14 protein-coding genes are annotated in these 14,302 nt (G+C 57.6%); 7 read left to right on the top strand and 7 right to left on the bottom strand.

The window, feature by feature from the left end:
• Positions 1–551 precede the first annotated feature (551 nt).
• The gene (locus B7364_RS00435) at positions 552–1,460 is read right to left on the bottom strand and encodes an SMP-30/gluconolactonase/LRE family protein (RefSeq protein WP_085337969.1); all 909 of its coding nucleotides are present in this window, start codon (positions 1,458–1,460) and stop codon (positions 552–554) included.
• 310 nt (positions 1,461–1,770) lie between these two features.
• Between B7364_RS00435 and B7364_RS00440 the strand changes: the two genes are divergently transcribed.
• On the top strand, positions 1,771–2,280 hold the full coding sequence (locus B7364_RS00440) for a RidA family protein (RefSeq protein WP_085337970.1): 510 nt from the start codon (positions 1,771–1,773) through the stop codon (positions 2,278–2,280).
• Between the two features lie 43 nt (positions 2,281–2,323).
• Here the strand turns inward: B7364_RS00440 and B7364_RS00445 are convergent, their stop codons facing one another.
• Positions 2,324–3,106 (bottom strand): SDR family NAD(P)-dependent oxidoreductase, encoded by a 783-nt coding sequence (locus tag B7364_RS00445; RefSeq protein ID WP_085337971.1) that lies wholly within the window; start codon positions 3,104–3,106, stop codon positions 2,324–2,326.
• 123 nt (positions 3,107–3,229) lie between these two features.
• Here B7364_RS00445 and B7364_RS00450 point away from each other — a divergent pair, with 123 nt between their 5' ends.
• The 3 genes from B7364_RS00450 to infC all read left to right on the top strand — a co-directional run bounded on the left by B7364_RS00450 (position 3,230) and on the right by infC (position 6,067).
• A complete protein-coding gene (locus B7364_RS00450) occupies positions 3,230–4,408 on the top strand; it encodes a glycosyltransferase family 4 protein (protein ID WP_232780761.1) in 1,179 nt (392 codons plus the stop codon).
• Positions 4,409–4,425: 17 nt separating this feature from the next.
• Positions 4,426–5,424, top strand: coding sequence for a glycosyltransferase family 9 protein (locus B7364_RS00455; protein ID WP_157893385.1), 999 nt, complete (start codon positions 4,426–4,428; stop codon positions 5,422–5,424).
• Between the two features lie 118 nt (positions 5,425–5,542).
• Positions 5,543–6,067, top strand: a complete 525-nt coding sequence (gene infC, locus B7364_RS00460; protein WP_085338011.1) for a translation initiation factor IF-3 — start codon at positions 5,543–5,545, stop codon at positions 6,065–6,067.
• Between the two features lie 147 nt (positions 6,068–6,214).
• Here the strand turns inward: infC and B7364_RS00465 are convergent, their stop codons facing one another.
• Positions 6,215–6,979 (bottom strand): SDR family NAD(P)-dependent oxidoreductase, encoded by a 765-nt coding sequence (locus tag B7364_RS00465; protein WP_085337974.1) that lies wholly within the window; start codon positions 6,977–6,979, stop codon positions 6,215–6,217.
• A 161-nt stretch (positions 6,980–7,140) separates the two neighbouring features.
• Here B7364_RS00465 and B7364_RS00470 point away from each other — a divergent pair, with 161 nt between their 5' ends.
• A complete protein-coding gene (locus B7364_RS00470; RefSeq protein WP_085337975.1) occupies positions 7,141–7,464 on the top strand; it encodes an ArsR/SmtB family transcription factor in 324 nt (107 codons plus the stop codon).
• A 69-nt stretch (positions 7,465–7,533) separates the two neighbouring features.
• Here the strand turns inward: B7364_RS00470 and B7364_RS00475 are convergent, their stop codons facing one another.
• From B7364_RS00475 to B7364_RS00490, 4 genes are all read right to left on the bottom strand, one after another.
• Entirely contained in the window at positions 7,534–8,193 is a 660-nt protein-coding gene (locus B7364_RS00475) for a 5-bromo-4-chloroindolyl phosphate hydrolysis family protein (protein ID WP_085337976.1), read from the bottom strand.
• A gap of 3 nt (positions 8,194–8,196) precedes the next feature.
• Positions 8,197–8,946, bottom strand: a complete 750-nt coding sequence (locus tag B7364_RS00480) for a hypothetical protein (protein WP_085337977.1) — start codon at positions 8,944–8,946, stop codon at positions 8,197–8,199.
• Positions 8,947–8,949: 3 nt separating this feature from the next.
• Positions 8,950–10,056 carry a toxic anion resistance protein gene (locus B7364_RS00485; protein ID WP_085337978.1) on the bottom strand — a complete coding sequence of 369 codons (1,107 nt, stop codon included), beginning with the start codon at positions 10,054–10,056 and terminating at the stop codon, positions 8,950–8,952.
• Positions 10,057–10,244: 188 nt separating this feature from the next.
• Positions 10,245–11,369, bottom strand: a complete 1,125-nt coding sequence (locus B7364_RS00490) for an alpha/beta hydrolase (RefSeq protein WP_085337979.1) — start codon at positions 11,367–11,369, stop codon at positions 10,245–10,247.
• A gap of 328 nt (positions 11,370–11,697) precedes the next feature.
• Between B7364_RS00490 and B7364_RS00495 the strand changes: the two genes are divergently transcribed.
• Both B7364_RS00495 and B7364_RS00500 read left to right on the top strand, forming a co-directional pair.
• Positions 11,698–13,158 carry a TolC family outer membrane protein gene (locus B7364_RS00495; RefSeq protein ID WP_085337980.1) on the top strand — a complete coding sequence of 487 codons (1,461 nt, stop codon included), beginning with the start codon at positions 11,698–11,700 and terminating at the stop codon, positions 13,156–13,158.
• A 61-nt stretch (positions 13,159–13,219) separates the two neighbouring features.
• Complete coding sequence (locus B7364_RS00500; protein WP_085337981.1) at positions 13,220–14,302, top strand: EAL domain-containing protein; 1,083 nt, start codon at positions 13,220–13,222, stop codon at positions 14,300–14,302.

A 14,302-nucleotide genomic window follows, 5' to 3' on the forward strand; every position in this document is an offset into this window, starting at 1 on the left:
CCCCGTCGGAGCATCAGCGAAGAGCGGGGACCCCATGGGGCATTGCGCTTGGAGGTCCCGGATCGGCTGACGCCGTCCGGGATGACACCGCGTTTTAGTGGCTGACTTAACTAAACGATGTCATCCCCGTCGGAGCATCAGCGAAGAGCGGGGACCCCATGGGGCTTTGCGCTTGGAGGTCCCGGATCGGCTGACGCCGTCCGGGATGACAATGGTGTGGGTAGAGTTTTGTGCAGGACCGCTTTACGCGCAACATCTAGACCTTTGGTGACGCCGTTTGAGCTTCTTCTGCTTTGGAACGGTTCAAGCCAAGCTGTGCTTGCCTTGAAGCCGCCCGAAAATTGTTCCTGCGCAAGATGCGGGGTCAAGGGGTGAAATCGACTTCGTCGACGCGCGAAGCGCGCCCCTTGACGCCCCATCTTGCGCGCCCAAACTCGATACGGCCTTTGCATAGGCAAAGCCTGTGGCAAAGGCTGTCCAAGTAGAAAACCATGACCTTAGCGGCGGTGAGTGAGGCGGTGCGGTCTTGTCGGGCTGCACCCGGTTCACCCTCACCCCTGATAATTCAGCCGCAATCCGGGCCTGTCCCAGCGCATTTTTGCCAAACGACCGGTGGAGGACAGGGTGATATAGGCGTCGCGCATATCCGGCCCGCCAAAGGCGATATTGGTGGTCATCAGATCGTCGGTCGGCACAAGGCTGTGCGCACCGGTTGCGGGGTCCATGCGGGTAATGCCGGGATTGATCAAAGTCGCGATCGCCACAGTGCCATCGGCTTCGACCGCCAAACTATCAAACAAGGTCCATTGGTCGACACGGCCTACCACGCGGCCGGCGCGGAAGGGGCTCACGGGAGCGATTTGGCCGGGTCCTACGACGTCAAAGGCATAAAGCCTGCCTTCCATCGTGTCAGCCATATAGACGGTCTTGCCATCCGGGCTGAGGCCGACGCCATTGGGCGAGGTATAGCCGTGATCGAGTTCATGAGCAGAGGCGGCACCGGGCGTCACATAAAAGAGGCCGCCATAATCGCGGTGGCGGTGGTGGCTTTTGCCATGGTCGGTGAAGTAAAAGCCGCCATGGCGATCAAACACAAGGTCATTGGGGCCACGCAGGGCATGACCATCAATGGTATCAAACAGGCGCTCGATTTTGCCAGTCGCAAGATCTACCCGCTCTATCCGCCCACCCGAATAATCGGGCGGCTCATGGCCTGGCACCATGAGGCCACCAAAGTCTGACCAGGCAAAGCCGCCATTATTGCAAATATACATCGCCCCATCCGGGCCAAGGGCAGCCCCGTTTGGCCCGCCGCCAAGATGGGCAATGACTTCGGTCTTGCCATGCCAATAGCGGGTGAGATTGCCCGACTTAATCTCAACAAACACAACAGAGCCATCATCAAACACCACTGGGCCTTCTGGAAATTGCAGGTCGGTTGCGAGGATTTCAAGTGTCATGGCGGTCGTGCTCCCACAGGGTGTTTTTGTTCTGCTGCCTGATTGTGCAGGCTTTCGCCATCATTGAGGCTAATGGGCCATTCAGCAAGGCCATCACAGCAAAATGGCCGGATTGGGCTGGACACGGATGGGAGGCACCGGCAAGTTACTCCTCCGTAATTCATCCTTTAGGGCTAAGCGAGCGATTAAAAGGGCGCTGTTGCAGGCTGCGCGAGGGGTACGCTCGTGCGTGACGCGCTTTCAGGCCATGCATCCCGTGGCCATAGGTTACTCCCGGGTAATTCATCCTTTTTTGGTAAGGTTTCAAATCATGCGTATCTACCCCGCCATCCACGCCCTCGCCGTCGCACTCACGCTTACCCTCGCAGCCCCCGCGGGCGCAGACGAGGTCACACGCTATGTGCCCGAGGGGGCCTTTATCGCCCAATCGGTTGTGGTGCCCGCCGGCTTTGAGACGATTTACATCAGCGGCCTCCTGCCGCCCCACCATGACCAAGCAGGCCCTGCAGGGTCAACCGCGCGCTATGGCGGCACTACCGAAGCACAAGCCGATTTGGTGTTCAAACGGCTGGAAGAGGCTCTGGCTGTCCAAAAACTGGGCCTAGGCGATGTGGTGATGATGCGCGTCTATCTAGCAGGCGATCCGGCCCAGAATGGGGCGATGGATTTTGCTGGCATGATGGCAGCCTATAAACGCTATTTCGGTACACCAACCCAGCCCAATAAGCCCGCGCGCGCCACCATTCAGGTGGCAGGTCTTGTCGGTGGCCCGGGCCCCCTGATCGAAATAGAGGCCCAAGCGGTTCGCCGCGTAAAATAGGCGGCACCCGCAGAGCGCAGGACCCTGCAGGTGCCCAAGTCGCTTAGCGTGGGGCCATACGGATGGCGCCGTCCAAGCGGACGTCTTCGCCATTGAAATAGCCATTGGTGATCATGGTCAAAGCCAATTGCGCATATTCATGCGGCAAGCCCAAGCGCTTGGGGAATGGCACGCTCATGGCCAAGGCGTCCTTTACCGCATCAGGGGCGGCATTCATCAAAGGCGTATTGAAAATGCCGGGCAAAATGGTGTTGACGCGAATGCCTTCGCTCATCAAATCGCGCGCGATGGGCAAGGTCATGCCCACAACGCCACCCTTGGAAGCCGAATACGCGGCTTGACCCATTTGACCATCTTCAGCGGCAACCGAAGCGGTGTTCACGATGGCACCGCGCTCTCCATCCTCCAGCGGATCAAGCGTCAACATGCCTGCCGCCGATTTGGCGATACAGCGGAAAGTGCCAACCAGATTGATCTGGATGATCATATTGAAAGCATCAAGTGGGAAGTGCTTGATGTCACCAGTCTTTTTGTCGCGACTGGCGGTCTTGATGGCATTGCCCGTGCCCGCGCAATTGACGAGGATACGCTCTTGCCCATTGGCTGCGCGCGCTTTGGCAAAGCCTGCATCCACACTTTCTTCTGACGTCACATTGACCTCACAGAAGGTTGCGCCAATTTCGGCAGCGACTTCGGTGCCGCGCGCCACATTCATATCAAACAGCGCGACTTTAACACCGTGCGCCCGCAGGGCACGTGCGGTGGCTTCGCCCAAACCAGAAGCGCCGCCGGTTACGATAGCTGCGATAGAATCGTCTAAGTGCATGATTGGAAACTCCCTGAATTTGTTTACGATCGCGACTTATTATGGCGCGCTCGGGTAGGCAATTAGCTGGCTCTCCGCTAAACGCAAGAACACCTTGGCTGGAATTACTGGAATAGGCGAATTTTGTCCCCACCCCTCCCCCCTTTAGCGTCTCTTCAGAACAAAACCTTCTTGCAAGTTGTGCCTGAAATGGCCACTGGCGGGGTAGAGCGCACGACCTTGGAAGTCGCCAGTGCCATTGTCGAGGCCGGTGGCCGGGCTTTGGTTTTCAGTGCGGGCGGCAGATTGGTGCCTGATTTGGAAGCACTGGGCGCGAAGCACCTTCATGGCGAGGCCAATTCCAAAAATCCTTGGACGGTTTTTGTGTCTAATGCCGGCAAGCTTGCCCAAATCATCGAGCAGGAAAAGGTCGATCTGGTTCATGCCCGCTCGCGCGCGCCGGCTTGGAGTGCTCTAATAGCCGCACGGCGCACGAAGACGCCGTTTGTGACGACCTATCACGGCATTTATAATGCCAAATCGAGCCTTAAACGTTGGTACAATAGCGTGATGGCGCGCGGCGACCGTGTGATCGCCAATTCTGGCTATACACGCGACCACGTTCTGGCCGAGCATAAAGTCAACCCCGACAAGATTGAGGTGATTTATCGCGGGGTTGATGTGGCGGCGTTTGACCCAAAAGCGGTGACCGTCAAGCGCCGCGAAGAACTGGCAGCCCAATGGGGGATTGCCCTCGAAAGCCCACGCCCACGCGCCATCCTGCCCGCGCGTTTGACAGCTTGGAAGGGCCACAGGGTGATGCTGGAAGCCTTGGGGCACTTAAAGCGCGACGGGCGAGAGATCGATTGTTTGATGGTGGGCGACCCACAAGGCCGCGACACCTATCGGGCAGAGCTTGGGCAAGATATTCGCCGCTTGGGGCTGGAAGGCCATGTCCATCTGGTGGGCCATTGCCATGATATGCCAGCAGCCTTTTCCTTGGCTGATTTTGCGGTCACCCCATCCACAGAGCCCGAAGCTTTTGGCCGCACAGCGGCAGAAGCGCAAGCGATGGGCCTGCCCGTCATCGCGTCAGACCTGGGCGGTGCGCGCGAAACTGTGGAAGACCGGGTAACGGGGTTTCTGAGCCCTGCCGGGGATGGTAAAGCCTTGGCAGATTGTATGGGCCGACTCTTGGCGCTGTCACCGGCTGAAAGAGCGGCGATGGGTTTAGCGGGGGCCGCACGCGTGCGGGAACGCTTCACCACCCGCGCCCTACAATCTGCCACAGTTTCGCTGTACCAGCGGCTGATCGAACCATAGAAGTGACAGGAACAGACGTGAACCCGGAGCGCATCTTAGTTATTGTTTTGGGGAGTTTAGGCGATGCGGTATTGGCACTTGCCCCGCTTGCTATGCTGCGTGAGCATCATCGCCATGCTGAGATCACCGTGCTGACCCAACGTGGCAATGTGCGTTTTCTGTCCAAATCCCCTTATGTTGATCGGGTTGACGTGCGCTGGCCGCAATCCAAGCTGATCGACAAAGCCAAATTCATCTGGTCGCTGCATCAAGAGCGCTATTCCATGGTCTATGACTTGACCAATAGCGCCGAGAGCGAGGCCTTGTTTAAGCTGCTTTGGCCATTTCAACCGAAGTGGTCAGGGGGCGCTGTTGGCTGCTCACACCCCCATGTTGACCGCACCCGCCTAACCCTGCATCGGCTCGACCGGCATGCCGAACAACTCATGACCTGCGGCGTGGGCCCCAAAGAGGGTTTTGCGCCGGGCCTGTCGCCCGTACCTGACCTAGATTGGGTCGAATCAGTGGTGAAAGACCAGACCAAGTTGACCCCACGCCACCATGGCATTGGTGAGCCTTTTGCCTTTCTGGCCCCAGAAGGCCCGGCCGCAGAGCCTTCCAAGCGCTGGCCGACGGCGCGTTATGGCGAATTGGCCTTGGCGCTTGAGGCCCGTGGGATCCAGCCTGTCTTGGTCGGTGGGCCGGCGGCTGTGGAGCTGGCGGTTGAGATTCGCGCGATTGCGCCAAAGGCGCTCGATCTTGTAGCGCGGCTCGACGTGTTCCAATATATTGGTTTAGCAAGGAAATCCATCCTAGCCGTGGGCTCTGAAGGCGATATGGCCATCATCGCAGCCGCTGCGGGTGCGCCAACTTTGGCCATTATCAATCCCAATGAAACCAGCGTGCGCAAAGCAGCACCTCGCGGCTCAGCCACCGTTGGCTTGGTCGCGCGCAACTTTGATACCATCCGCGTTCAAGATGTTTTGGCCGCCGCCCGCGCGGTGACGCCGACAATTCTTGAAGCACAAACATCATGACGCCTTGAAGGATTGTTCATTTACATCCATTATCTAGATGTGCTCGGTGAAAGCCGAGCCGAAGGCATTTGCGGAACCCAACCGCGTAAATTATGGAGAGACGAACATCAGACGCCCTATGGCTGCAACGCCCACTAAAGACGGCCCCCGCATCAATGAAGAGATCCGCGCACCGCGCGTCCTTCTGATTGACGAGAACGGCGAAAAGCAAGGCGAGATGCCTTTAGCTGCAGCGCTTGATGCCGCAGCAGAGGCTGGGCTGGACCTCGTAGAAATCGCAGGAACTGCAAACCCGCCCGTGGTGAAGATCCTCGATTATGGAAAATTCAAATTCCAAGAGCAGAAGAAGAAGAACGAAGCGCGCAAGCGTCAGAAGGTTGTTGAGCTGAAGGAAATCAAGCTCCGCCCGATGATTGACGATCATGATTATGACGTCAAAGCCCGCGCCATGGCACGCTTCTTCGAAGAAGGTGACAAGGTCAAAGTCACCCTGCGCTTTCGTGGCCGCGAAATGGCGCACCAGCATTTGGGCGTGGACCTGTTGATGCGGGTTAAGCGCGACTTTGAAACCATTGCCAAGGTCGAAAGCGAACCCCGCCTCGAAGGCAAACAAATGACCATGGTCATGGCACCGCGCACCTAACGCGCTGTTGGTGCCATTGACGTTTTTATAAAAGCGCCCTCCTGCCCAAGCAGGGGGGCGTTTTACTTTCGGGGTGGAGGCTATCTTTGATTTTCGCGGCAGGGTGCATGCCATCGCTGGCATGCACCACAGGTCTAGCGGCCACGGCTAAAGTTTTGTGCCGCCCGACGCGTTCACGATTGTGCCGGTAAGCCAAGCACCATCGGGCCCGGCAAGAAAGGCAATCACATTGGCGATGTCCTCTGGTTGACCGGTACGCTGCAGGGCTTGCATATTGTTGGCTGTTGCCTTGCCCTCGTCAGAGCCGAGCCACGCGCTCATGTCGGTGTGGATCGCGCCGGGCGCAACACCGGAAACGCGAATGCCTTTCAGGCCCAATTCCGCAGCCAGATGTACGATCAGTGTATCCACCGCGCCCTTGCTGGCCGCATAAGCCGGAATCCCGGCAAAATAGGTCTTGGACACGACAGAGGTGACAAACACAACACGACCACCATCCGGGATCACCTCGACCAAGTTTTGGGTCAAAAGGAAGGGCGCGACAACATTGACCGCGAATGTTTCCGTCAAGGTGGCAACAGCTGTTTCAGCAAAGCCACTGAAATGTGCGATCCCCGCATTATTGACCAGGATGTCGAGCGTGGTTTTCCCTGTAGCGGCGTGAAGGATCTCTTTTGTCTGAGCGGCAAGCTTGATAACCTCATCCGCCTGAGCAAGGTCGGCTTGAACTAAAGCGCCTTCGCCGCCCGCCTGACGGATCTCCGCCAAGACCGTCTCCGCTGCTGCAGCATTCTTGCCATAATGGAGCACAACAAAGGCCCCATCTTGGGCCAAGCGTTTGGCAGCTTCTGCACCAATGCCGCGCGAAGCACCTGTTACCAATGCGGTTTTTCCATTCAATTTCTGTGTCATGTCGTCGTCACTCCAGGCGGTCCATCCGCCCGATAGCTCGCAGGTAAGAGGCAGAGTTCGTTAATTCAATAAATCCGAACAATTGAAATTCTGAACCGTGGACATAGAAAGTTTAAAGTCATTGGTTGCGCTGCCTGAGAGAAAATGCGCTATAAGAAGCGATGCAAAACTTCATTCACCCCGACATGAAAGATGTGACCCTTGATGCTGTCCTCTACGCGCTGGCAGACCCGGCGCGGCGTGCCATCGTGCGTGCACTGGCGGCGGATCGGGCGTGTGAGGGTACGGGCTTGTCTTGCAATGCAGCGGCCCCACCAGACCTTCCTAAAGCCACCATGTCGCAGCATTATGCCAAATTGAGAGCGGCTGGCGTGGTACGGGCCACTCGCAAGGGGGTCTCGGTCATACATACGCTTCGGTGTGACGAGATTAATGCGAAGTTCCCGGGTCTTTTACCGGCAATTTTGGGCGCGGTTGACGTGTAGCTTTGCCGGGGTTTTTGGGCAGGTGGGTGCAGGGCTATAGGCATACACCTTCCTGCAGGCGATGCCCCCTCACCGAGGTGCCAAATCATCCTTCAAGGCGCGATCGAGGAGTTCGATGTCGAGATCGACAGAGGCGAGGTCGGGTTCCACCACCGCGCGTTCAAAGCTGGCGAAAGCCTCTTGCAAGCGGCCCAATGTGTGGTCGATTTCGGCCAAGCGGGCTTGGCCAGCATGGGCTTCTAGTTTCAGCCGGTCAGATACCAGATCGGCCGTGGCGGGCAGATAATAGGTGAAGAAGCGCAGAATGGGGTTCAGCTTTTCTGGTTGGCTCGCCACCGTATCCAAAATGGTCAAGCCATGACGGACCAAAGCGTCGAGGACTTGGGCGACCGGAAGTGGCACGGCGGGGATGGCGGCGCGGATGGCCAAGATATGCTGGTGGGCCTCGACCATGAGGGCGTGGCGGGGATCGCTATCGTCTGGGTCGAGTTCGGGGGGGCTGGGCTCGTCTGGTATCACTTTGCGCTGGATAAGCTTGGGCAGCGCCACCGTGAGAAAGCCGTAAAGCGACAGGGCCACCAACCCCGCCACAATCGGACCAGAGCGCAGTTCAACAAGCAGCGCGCCGCCAATCGCTAACGAAGCAGCTAAGGAGCCAAAAATGACCCACCACGAGGTTCCTGCCCCATTCCGGCGCGGCCTTTGTGAGTCAGACGGCGGCTGGGCCATCTCTTAACCCTTTGTCTTGTGTGCGAATTCATCGTCCAAGGATTGATCGAGCAAGCGCAAATCAATCTCGAGGCTGCGGGCATCGTGGCCCCGAAGACGGCTGGCAAAGTCGGTATAGGCAAGATCAAGCTTGCCAATCATCGCATCAATCTCAGCCAAACGCGCAGGATCGGCCCCACCGGCTACTGCGCCGCGCGCGCTCAATAAATCTGCCGTTGCGGGCAGATAATAGGTGAAGAGGCGTTGAACGTCAGACAATTTCGAGGGATCCTGCCGCAGACCCATCTCCACCTCTTTCACACGAGCGACCATATTGCGCAGGCGGGCACCCAATTCGCCTTCGGCCACGCTGGCGGCCGCTTCTAGGCGCACCAAGGCGGGTTTAGCGTCTTCAATAACGGCTTGATGCAGTTTTGGTGGGGCTTCGGGTGCGGGCAAAGCCTCGCCATTGGTACGCGCCCGGGCGGCAGCCTCCGATTCGCCACCTTGACGACGCGGCCTGTCATCCTCGCCGTCGTCATCATCCTCCTCATCATCGTCATAGCCCCACAGGTCATCAACCGTGTCGCGCTTGCCGCCGAAAAGGCCAATCGACCCGCCCGCTGCAAAGAACAAGCCGATACCGACCCAAGGGTTAAAGTCGCAAATAGCCCAGATCAGGAACCAGAAAGCAAGCACGCCCAAGGATTGCGGCGAACGAATCCGAACGTTGAACTCTTCCTTTAACCAGTCTTTCGAGCGGCGACGGGCCATGAATTAGGACACGCGTCCTTGTACCAAAGCCTGCCGCAATTCTTGGGTCATTTCATCCATGCGCTTTTCGACCATGGCGCGCTTCTGGCGGCCTTCTTCTTGCGTGGAAAGGACGCCCGAAATCGTATCGATCAAGTCGCGATTGGCCTGTTCCAAGGTTTCAAGGTCAACAATGCCGCGCTGGGACTGCTCTTCAATCGCAATCGCCTGATCCTTCATCATAGACGAGGTCTGGCGCAGCATTTCATTGGTAGCATCGGTGACCGCCTTTTGCATGGCCAAAGCATCTTCTTGACGGCGCAGCCCCAAGAGCAGCACCATCTTTTGCTTCCACAAGGGGATGGTCAGGCGGGTGGAAGCCTGTAAGCTCTCCACCAAAGTCTCATCGCCAGCTTGTACAATCCGGATTTGCGGCAATTGCTGAATGCCGATTTGGCGGGCTTGCTTCAAATAGAAGATCCGCTTCTCAAGCCGCTCCATCGCTTGTTGGGCATCGCGATAGGCTTGGGCTTCAATCATGCCATCACCGGTCAACAAAGCCTCATCGGCAATGGTCTTAAGCTCTGGCAAGCGGGTTGCTTTGATTTCGGCGGCAAACGCCTCACCCGCCTCAATATAGGCGCTGAGCTGGGCGATAGAGGCGGCTGTCTGCTCGTGCAAATCATCCAAGACGGCAATATCGCGCCGCAAGCCGTCCTTGCGCTTTTCCAATTGGATCGCAATGGCGTCGATCTGGCTGGCGACGTCTTCGAACTTGCCTTTAAACTTTTCAATCTCGGCGCGCGCACCGCCAAATAACTTGCCGAAGAAGCCTTTCTTCTGCATGGCGGCCGGGTCTAGGCCTTTGGCTTTCGCGATGATGTCAGTCAACAGACGGCCCGTATCGCCCAACTCACGATTTTGCGTTTGGGCCAGGATCCGGTCGGCATAGGCCACGACATTGCGCTGGGCATTATCGCCAAAGGTGGCGATTGAAGCCCGGTCATCCAAGGACAATTGGCCACGGATACGAACTAAATCTTTCGACTCAACCTTGATCTCGGGCAGCACGGCTTCCGCGGACACCGTATCGGTTACGGGTGTTTTGGTGGCATTTGCATCATCACTCATTGGCCTAAAGCCTCCCCATCAACCTTGGTCTATAAATTTTTCCCATTGGGTTGAGACCCGCTTATTTAAGGGCATTGTCTTGCTTTCGCACTAGGCCCGCAGAAATTTTGCAGTTCTGATCGACTTAATGAGCTTTACGCGGGCGAATTTAACAGGGGGCTGAGGCAGCTGCGCACCCAATCAGCAATCTAAGCGCGGCTGAGCTGCAAGGGTTGAGCCAGCCCTTCAACGACCCGACCATTCAGGCCAAGCAAGGTGCGTTTGCGGTCTCCCTGTCGTTTCAGGCCCCAATCAAAGAAGATCGAGGCGGCTGCAACGGCTGCGGCCAATGGCTTTTGTTCCATCACTTGCCGCGAACCTTTACGTCGCTCCACGGCCGGATTTCCAATCAAGCCGCCAAAGGTGGCCGACCGTGCAGGCAAACCAAGGGCGATCAGACCACTGCCGGGCAAAGCTTGTGGCAAAGTGCCCTTCGGACCGGCCAAAAGGGCCAAGGCGCCACCGTCGGCAACGCCATTCACAATCCGCCTATTGGCTTCTAAAGCCGATGGGGCCAGCACAAAGGCTGCCATGACGCGGCCGTCGCGGGTAATGGCGACATCGGACTCGCTAGACCCCCAACCCGCCAAATTCAGCGCCATCCAAGCGCCTTCTCCATGGCCTGCCACGCCAATGCGTGACGCATCCACCCGATTGGCATGCGGCCCCAATATTTGGGCCGCCTCCGAAGACATATCCATTAGGAAGCGGGCTTCGGCGAGGCTGGGCTTACGTTGATCTGGCAAACTCGCCACCAACGTACTGCCGTCGCTGGCTTTGAGACTCACCGCGCGGGGATCGTCCAAGGCGATGACGAAATAGCCGCTCGCCGCCAAAGCACCGATCAAAGGATCATACATGGCCCCCTTGCACCCCGCATCGGGGCAGAACAGGATCAGAGGCATGCGGTCAAAGACAGTCACCGGATAGGCAAGACGGGCTTGGCAAAGATTTCCGTCCGGCGCGCGAATCGAAAAGTCACGCAGGCGTGCCGCAACCACGCCCGTGGAGGCTTCATAGACCGTATCAAAACTATCCCGGCCGCGATTGAGCCAGGTCAGAGGGTTTATGCCGCGCTCAGCAGGCGGCGCTTTGCTTTTGGCTTGGGCTAAAGCAGGACTTGCTGCAGCACTGCACAAGCCCGTCGCACACAGACTTGGCCAAACCAACCCGCCCATCATATCCCGCCGACGAAGGTTAAAGCGGGTGGGATTGTCCCCCGTTTCCCGCGTGTTGAGGGGGGTGCCTTGGCTCAAAGTCGCATCATCCTTCATGGATCACAATCTGCCCTTAATAGACGTCTCAACGTCGGCTCGCTTTGTTTCCACAAACCATTTTGAACCCCGCACAGCCGTATTGTGTGACCACACCGGTCGGAAGGTCAATTGCCATCTAGCCAAACGAGTCATTTTGCGCTCAATTAGTTGTGAACTTTACGGAAGGATATCTGCCACCCCCCTCTTTTGTTCATCGAATAAGGTTAAAGCATGACAAGCGCTTTTGTCACGCCACTACCAATCTAATCTCAGGCACAAAAACCAGCCGCGTGAGTTCCCTCCCCTGCCACATGCTGTGGTGCACAAACACAAAGATGCTCCAACAATGAACACCGTAAAAAACGCCGCCCGCTTCAGCATATCCTTGGCCATTTTAGCTGTGATGACCAGCCCAGCTTTCGCACAATCATTGCCCGAAGCCGTCACACTGGCCTTGCAAACCAATCCAGGCCTTGAAAGCCAGCGCGCCAATCTACGCGCCCTTGGCCAGCGCCGTGTCCAAGCCGTTGCGCAAAGACGGATGCAGATTGGGGGCGAGGCCACCTATGGACAACAAGAATCCTGGACCCGATCCATCAGCTCAACCGGCGTGATCTCAAGCCGCTTGGCCAATGAGACAACGCCGACGACCTATGGCATTTCGGCTTCCCAACCGATCTGGCTGGCGGGTCGGGTAAAGGCAGCGATGAGCTTGGCTGACGCCCAAATCGCCCAAGCCGATGCACGTTTAGCAGCCAGCGAACTGGCCGTGATGCGGGATGTGGTCATCGCCTATGCAGACCTGCGCCGCGACATTCGAACCGTTGAAATTCGTCGCCAGAATTTGGCGGCCTTGAACCGTCAGCTAGAAGCCGTCCGTGTGCGCTTTGAAGTTGGCGACGTGACAAAGACCGATGTCGCCCAAGTTGAAGCCCGCCAAGCGGCGAGCAAAACCGCTTTGGCCGCCGCCGAAGCAGCCGTTGATGCCAGCCGGTCGGCCATTGAACGCCTCATCGGCCAAGCACCCACCGAACTCACGCCTGAAATCAAGGAAGTTGCAGGGCCAGCCAGCCTTGATCAAGCGCTTGTTCTAGCACGGGCCAATAATCCTGATCTTGCAGCGATCCGCTTGGGCGAGACGATTGCCATGGCGGGGGCCAAAGTGATTGAGGCCGAGAACCGTCCCAAAATCACCATCCAAGCCAGCCAAGCTTGGGCCGTTGATTCAAGCTTTGACGGCAATCGCAGTGGCAATACGTCTGTGACAGCGCGTCTATCGGTGCCCATCTTCACCGGTGGCCTTGCCAGTTCCCGCATTACCGAGGCTTTGGGTAATGCCAATGCCGCGCGCTTTTCTGCTGTAGATGGAGAGCGCCAGATTTCAGAGCGCACCACCAATGCGTGGCACCAAGCCCGCGTGGCCCGTATTGCGGTGACCGCCTCAGCTGAACAAGTCAAGGCGGCCCAGATTGCCTTTGAAGGGGCAGAGCTTGAACAATCGGTTGGGCTGCGGACCACTTTGGACGTGCTGATCCAACAGCAGGAATTGTTGGAAGCCCAATTGGCCCAAGCCCGGGCCGTGCGCGACCTGCAAGCTGCGACCATCGCTTTGTCCGCCATCACCGGCAATCTGAAGCCGTCTGACCTGGAAGCAACAAGTGCAAGCGTTAAAAAGACTGGCCTTCCTTGGATAACACCGCCTGAAGCGCCCTTGGCGGCAATTGAAACGGCCCTCGATTTTGTGCCTCTCCCCAGCCAAGTCTCTGCAAAGGCGGCAGAACGCGCGGGCGGACGCCCCAAACGATAGGGCCTGCTACGGGGCATTTTAGGACTTCTCTTTTGAGGGGAAATAGGTCAGAGGTATTCGAATGGTCCATTCGATCCATCTTGAGCCCTTGCAACACGCCACACTAAGCCCGGCGGAAGATGCGTTGAGCCTCTTGCACGCGACAGCCTGCAAGATTGACGCGACAGGCGGCTTGTCGTGGGTAGATCCCGTCAAGGCGGCGGTCTTCCTGCAAGTGGACAGGCCGCCCAGTCATTTTGATGAATTGGACTTAGCGGTCGAAGGGGCCGCTTTCCAAGCGATGCGCCGCGGCCATCCGGTAACGATCCGACGTCCCAGCAATCTGGAAGTAATTGCTAACGTGGCCCACCAGATCATCGTGTTCCGCGAGATTATGGCGCTTGCTCCAGAATATGTGCCGCCGAAACCACGGGCGGCCAATGACCCTGAAACACTTATGCTGAGGTCTGCGCTAGCGGACAATCGCATGTGCCTGTTCCGCCAGCCCATCATCTCCACCGCTGACAATCAAGTGGTGCGGTGGGAATGTTTGTCTCGACTGATCCAAGTCGATGGACGGGTTGTCGCGCCCATCGACTTTATTCCGGCGGCAGAGCGAGCTGGCTTGGTCGGGGAATTAGATATTGAGACCCTCAATCTCGCGCTCAGCGCTCTGACACGGGAAGATACGATCAAGCTGGCGATTAATGTCTCGGCCGGGACAATTGCGGATTCCTCAGCCTGTCGCGATTATCTCGACATCTTGGCCTATAATCGGTCGATCTCTGACCGTTTGACGGTGGAGATAACCGAGTCCATTGCCATTCATGATTTGGACGCGGCAGCGCGTTTTGGCCAATCTGTTCGCTCTGCGGGCGCCCGCTTGGCCCTCGATGATTTTGGCGAAGGCCATACGTCTTTCCGCTCGATCCGCGCTCTGCCACTGGACGAAATCAAAATCGACGGTGCCTATGTGAAGAACATTGAATCGCGAGAAGATAGTCGCGCCTTTGTCGTGGCGATCGACCAATTGGCGCGCGGCCTTGGCATGGAAACGGTGGCTGAACGGGTCGAGACGGCCGAAGAGGCAGAGGCCCTGCGCGAGATCGGCGTGATCGGCCAACAGGGTTATTTTTACGGCAGACCGCGCTCTTCTGGAAAATGA

It is taken from the genome of Aquidulcibacter paucihalophilus (genome assembly GCF_002105465.1).
Taxonomy (GTDB): Bacteria; Pseudomonadota; Alphaproteobacteria; order Caulobacterales; family Aquidulcibacteraceae; genus Aquidulcibacter; species Aquidulcibacter paucihalophilus.

Bases quoted from the DNA above. Each gene is read 5' to 3' on its own strand.
- B7364_RS00495 (WP_085337980.1), top strand. From the start codon at position 11,698: ATGAACACCGTAAAAAACGCCGCCCGCTTCAGCATATCCTTGGCCATT.
- B7364_RS00435 (WP_085337969.1), bottom strand. From the start codon at position 1,460: ATGACACTTGAAATCCTCGCAACCGACCTGCAATTTCCAGAAGGCCCA.
- B7364_RS00480 (WP_085337977.1), bottom strand. From the start codon at position 8,946: ATGGCCCGTCGCCGCTCGAAAGACTGGTTAAAGGAAGAGTTCAACGTT.
- infC (WP_085338011.1), top strand. From the start codon at position 5,543: ATGGCTGCAACGCCCACTAAAGACGGCCCCCGCATCAATGAAGAGATC.
- B7364_RS00465 (WP_085337974.1), bottom strand. From the start codon at position 6,979: ATGACACAGAAATTGAATGGAAAAACCGCATTGGTAACAGGTGCTTCG.
- B7364_RS00470 (WP_085337975.1), top strand. From the start codon at position 7,141: ATGCAAAACTTCATTCACCCCGACATGAAAGATGTGACCCTTGATGCT.
- B7364_RS00490 (WP_085337979.1), bottom strand. From the start codon at position 11,369: ATGAAGGATGATGCGACTTTGAGCCAAGGCACCCCCCTCAACACGCGG.
- B7364_RS00445 (WP_085337971.1), bottom strand. From the start codon at position 3,106: ATGCACTTAGACGATTCTATCGCAGCTATCGTAACCGGCGGCGCTTCT.
- B7364_RS00500 (WP_085337981.1), top strand. From the start codon at position 13,220: ATGGTCCATTCGATCCATCTTGAGCCCTTGCAACACGCCACACTAAGC.
- B7364_RS00475 (WP_085337976.1), bottom strand. From the start codon at position 8,193: ATGGCCCAGCCGCCGTCTGACTCACAAAGGCCGCGCCGGAATGGGGCA.
- B7364_RS00440 (WP_085337970.1), top strand. From the start codon at position 1,771: ATGCGTATCTACCCCGCCATCCACGCCCTCGCCGTCGCACTCACGCTT.
- B7364_RS00485 (WP_085337978.1), bottom strand. From the start codon at position 10,056: ATGAGTGATGATGCAAATGCCACCAAAACACCCGTAACCGATACGGTG.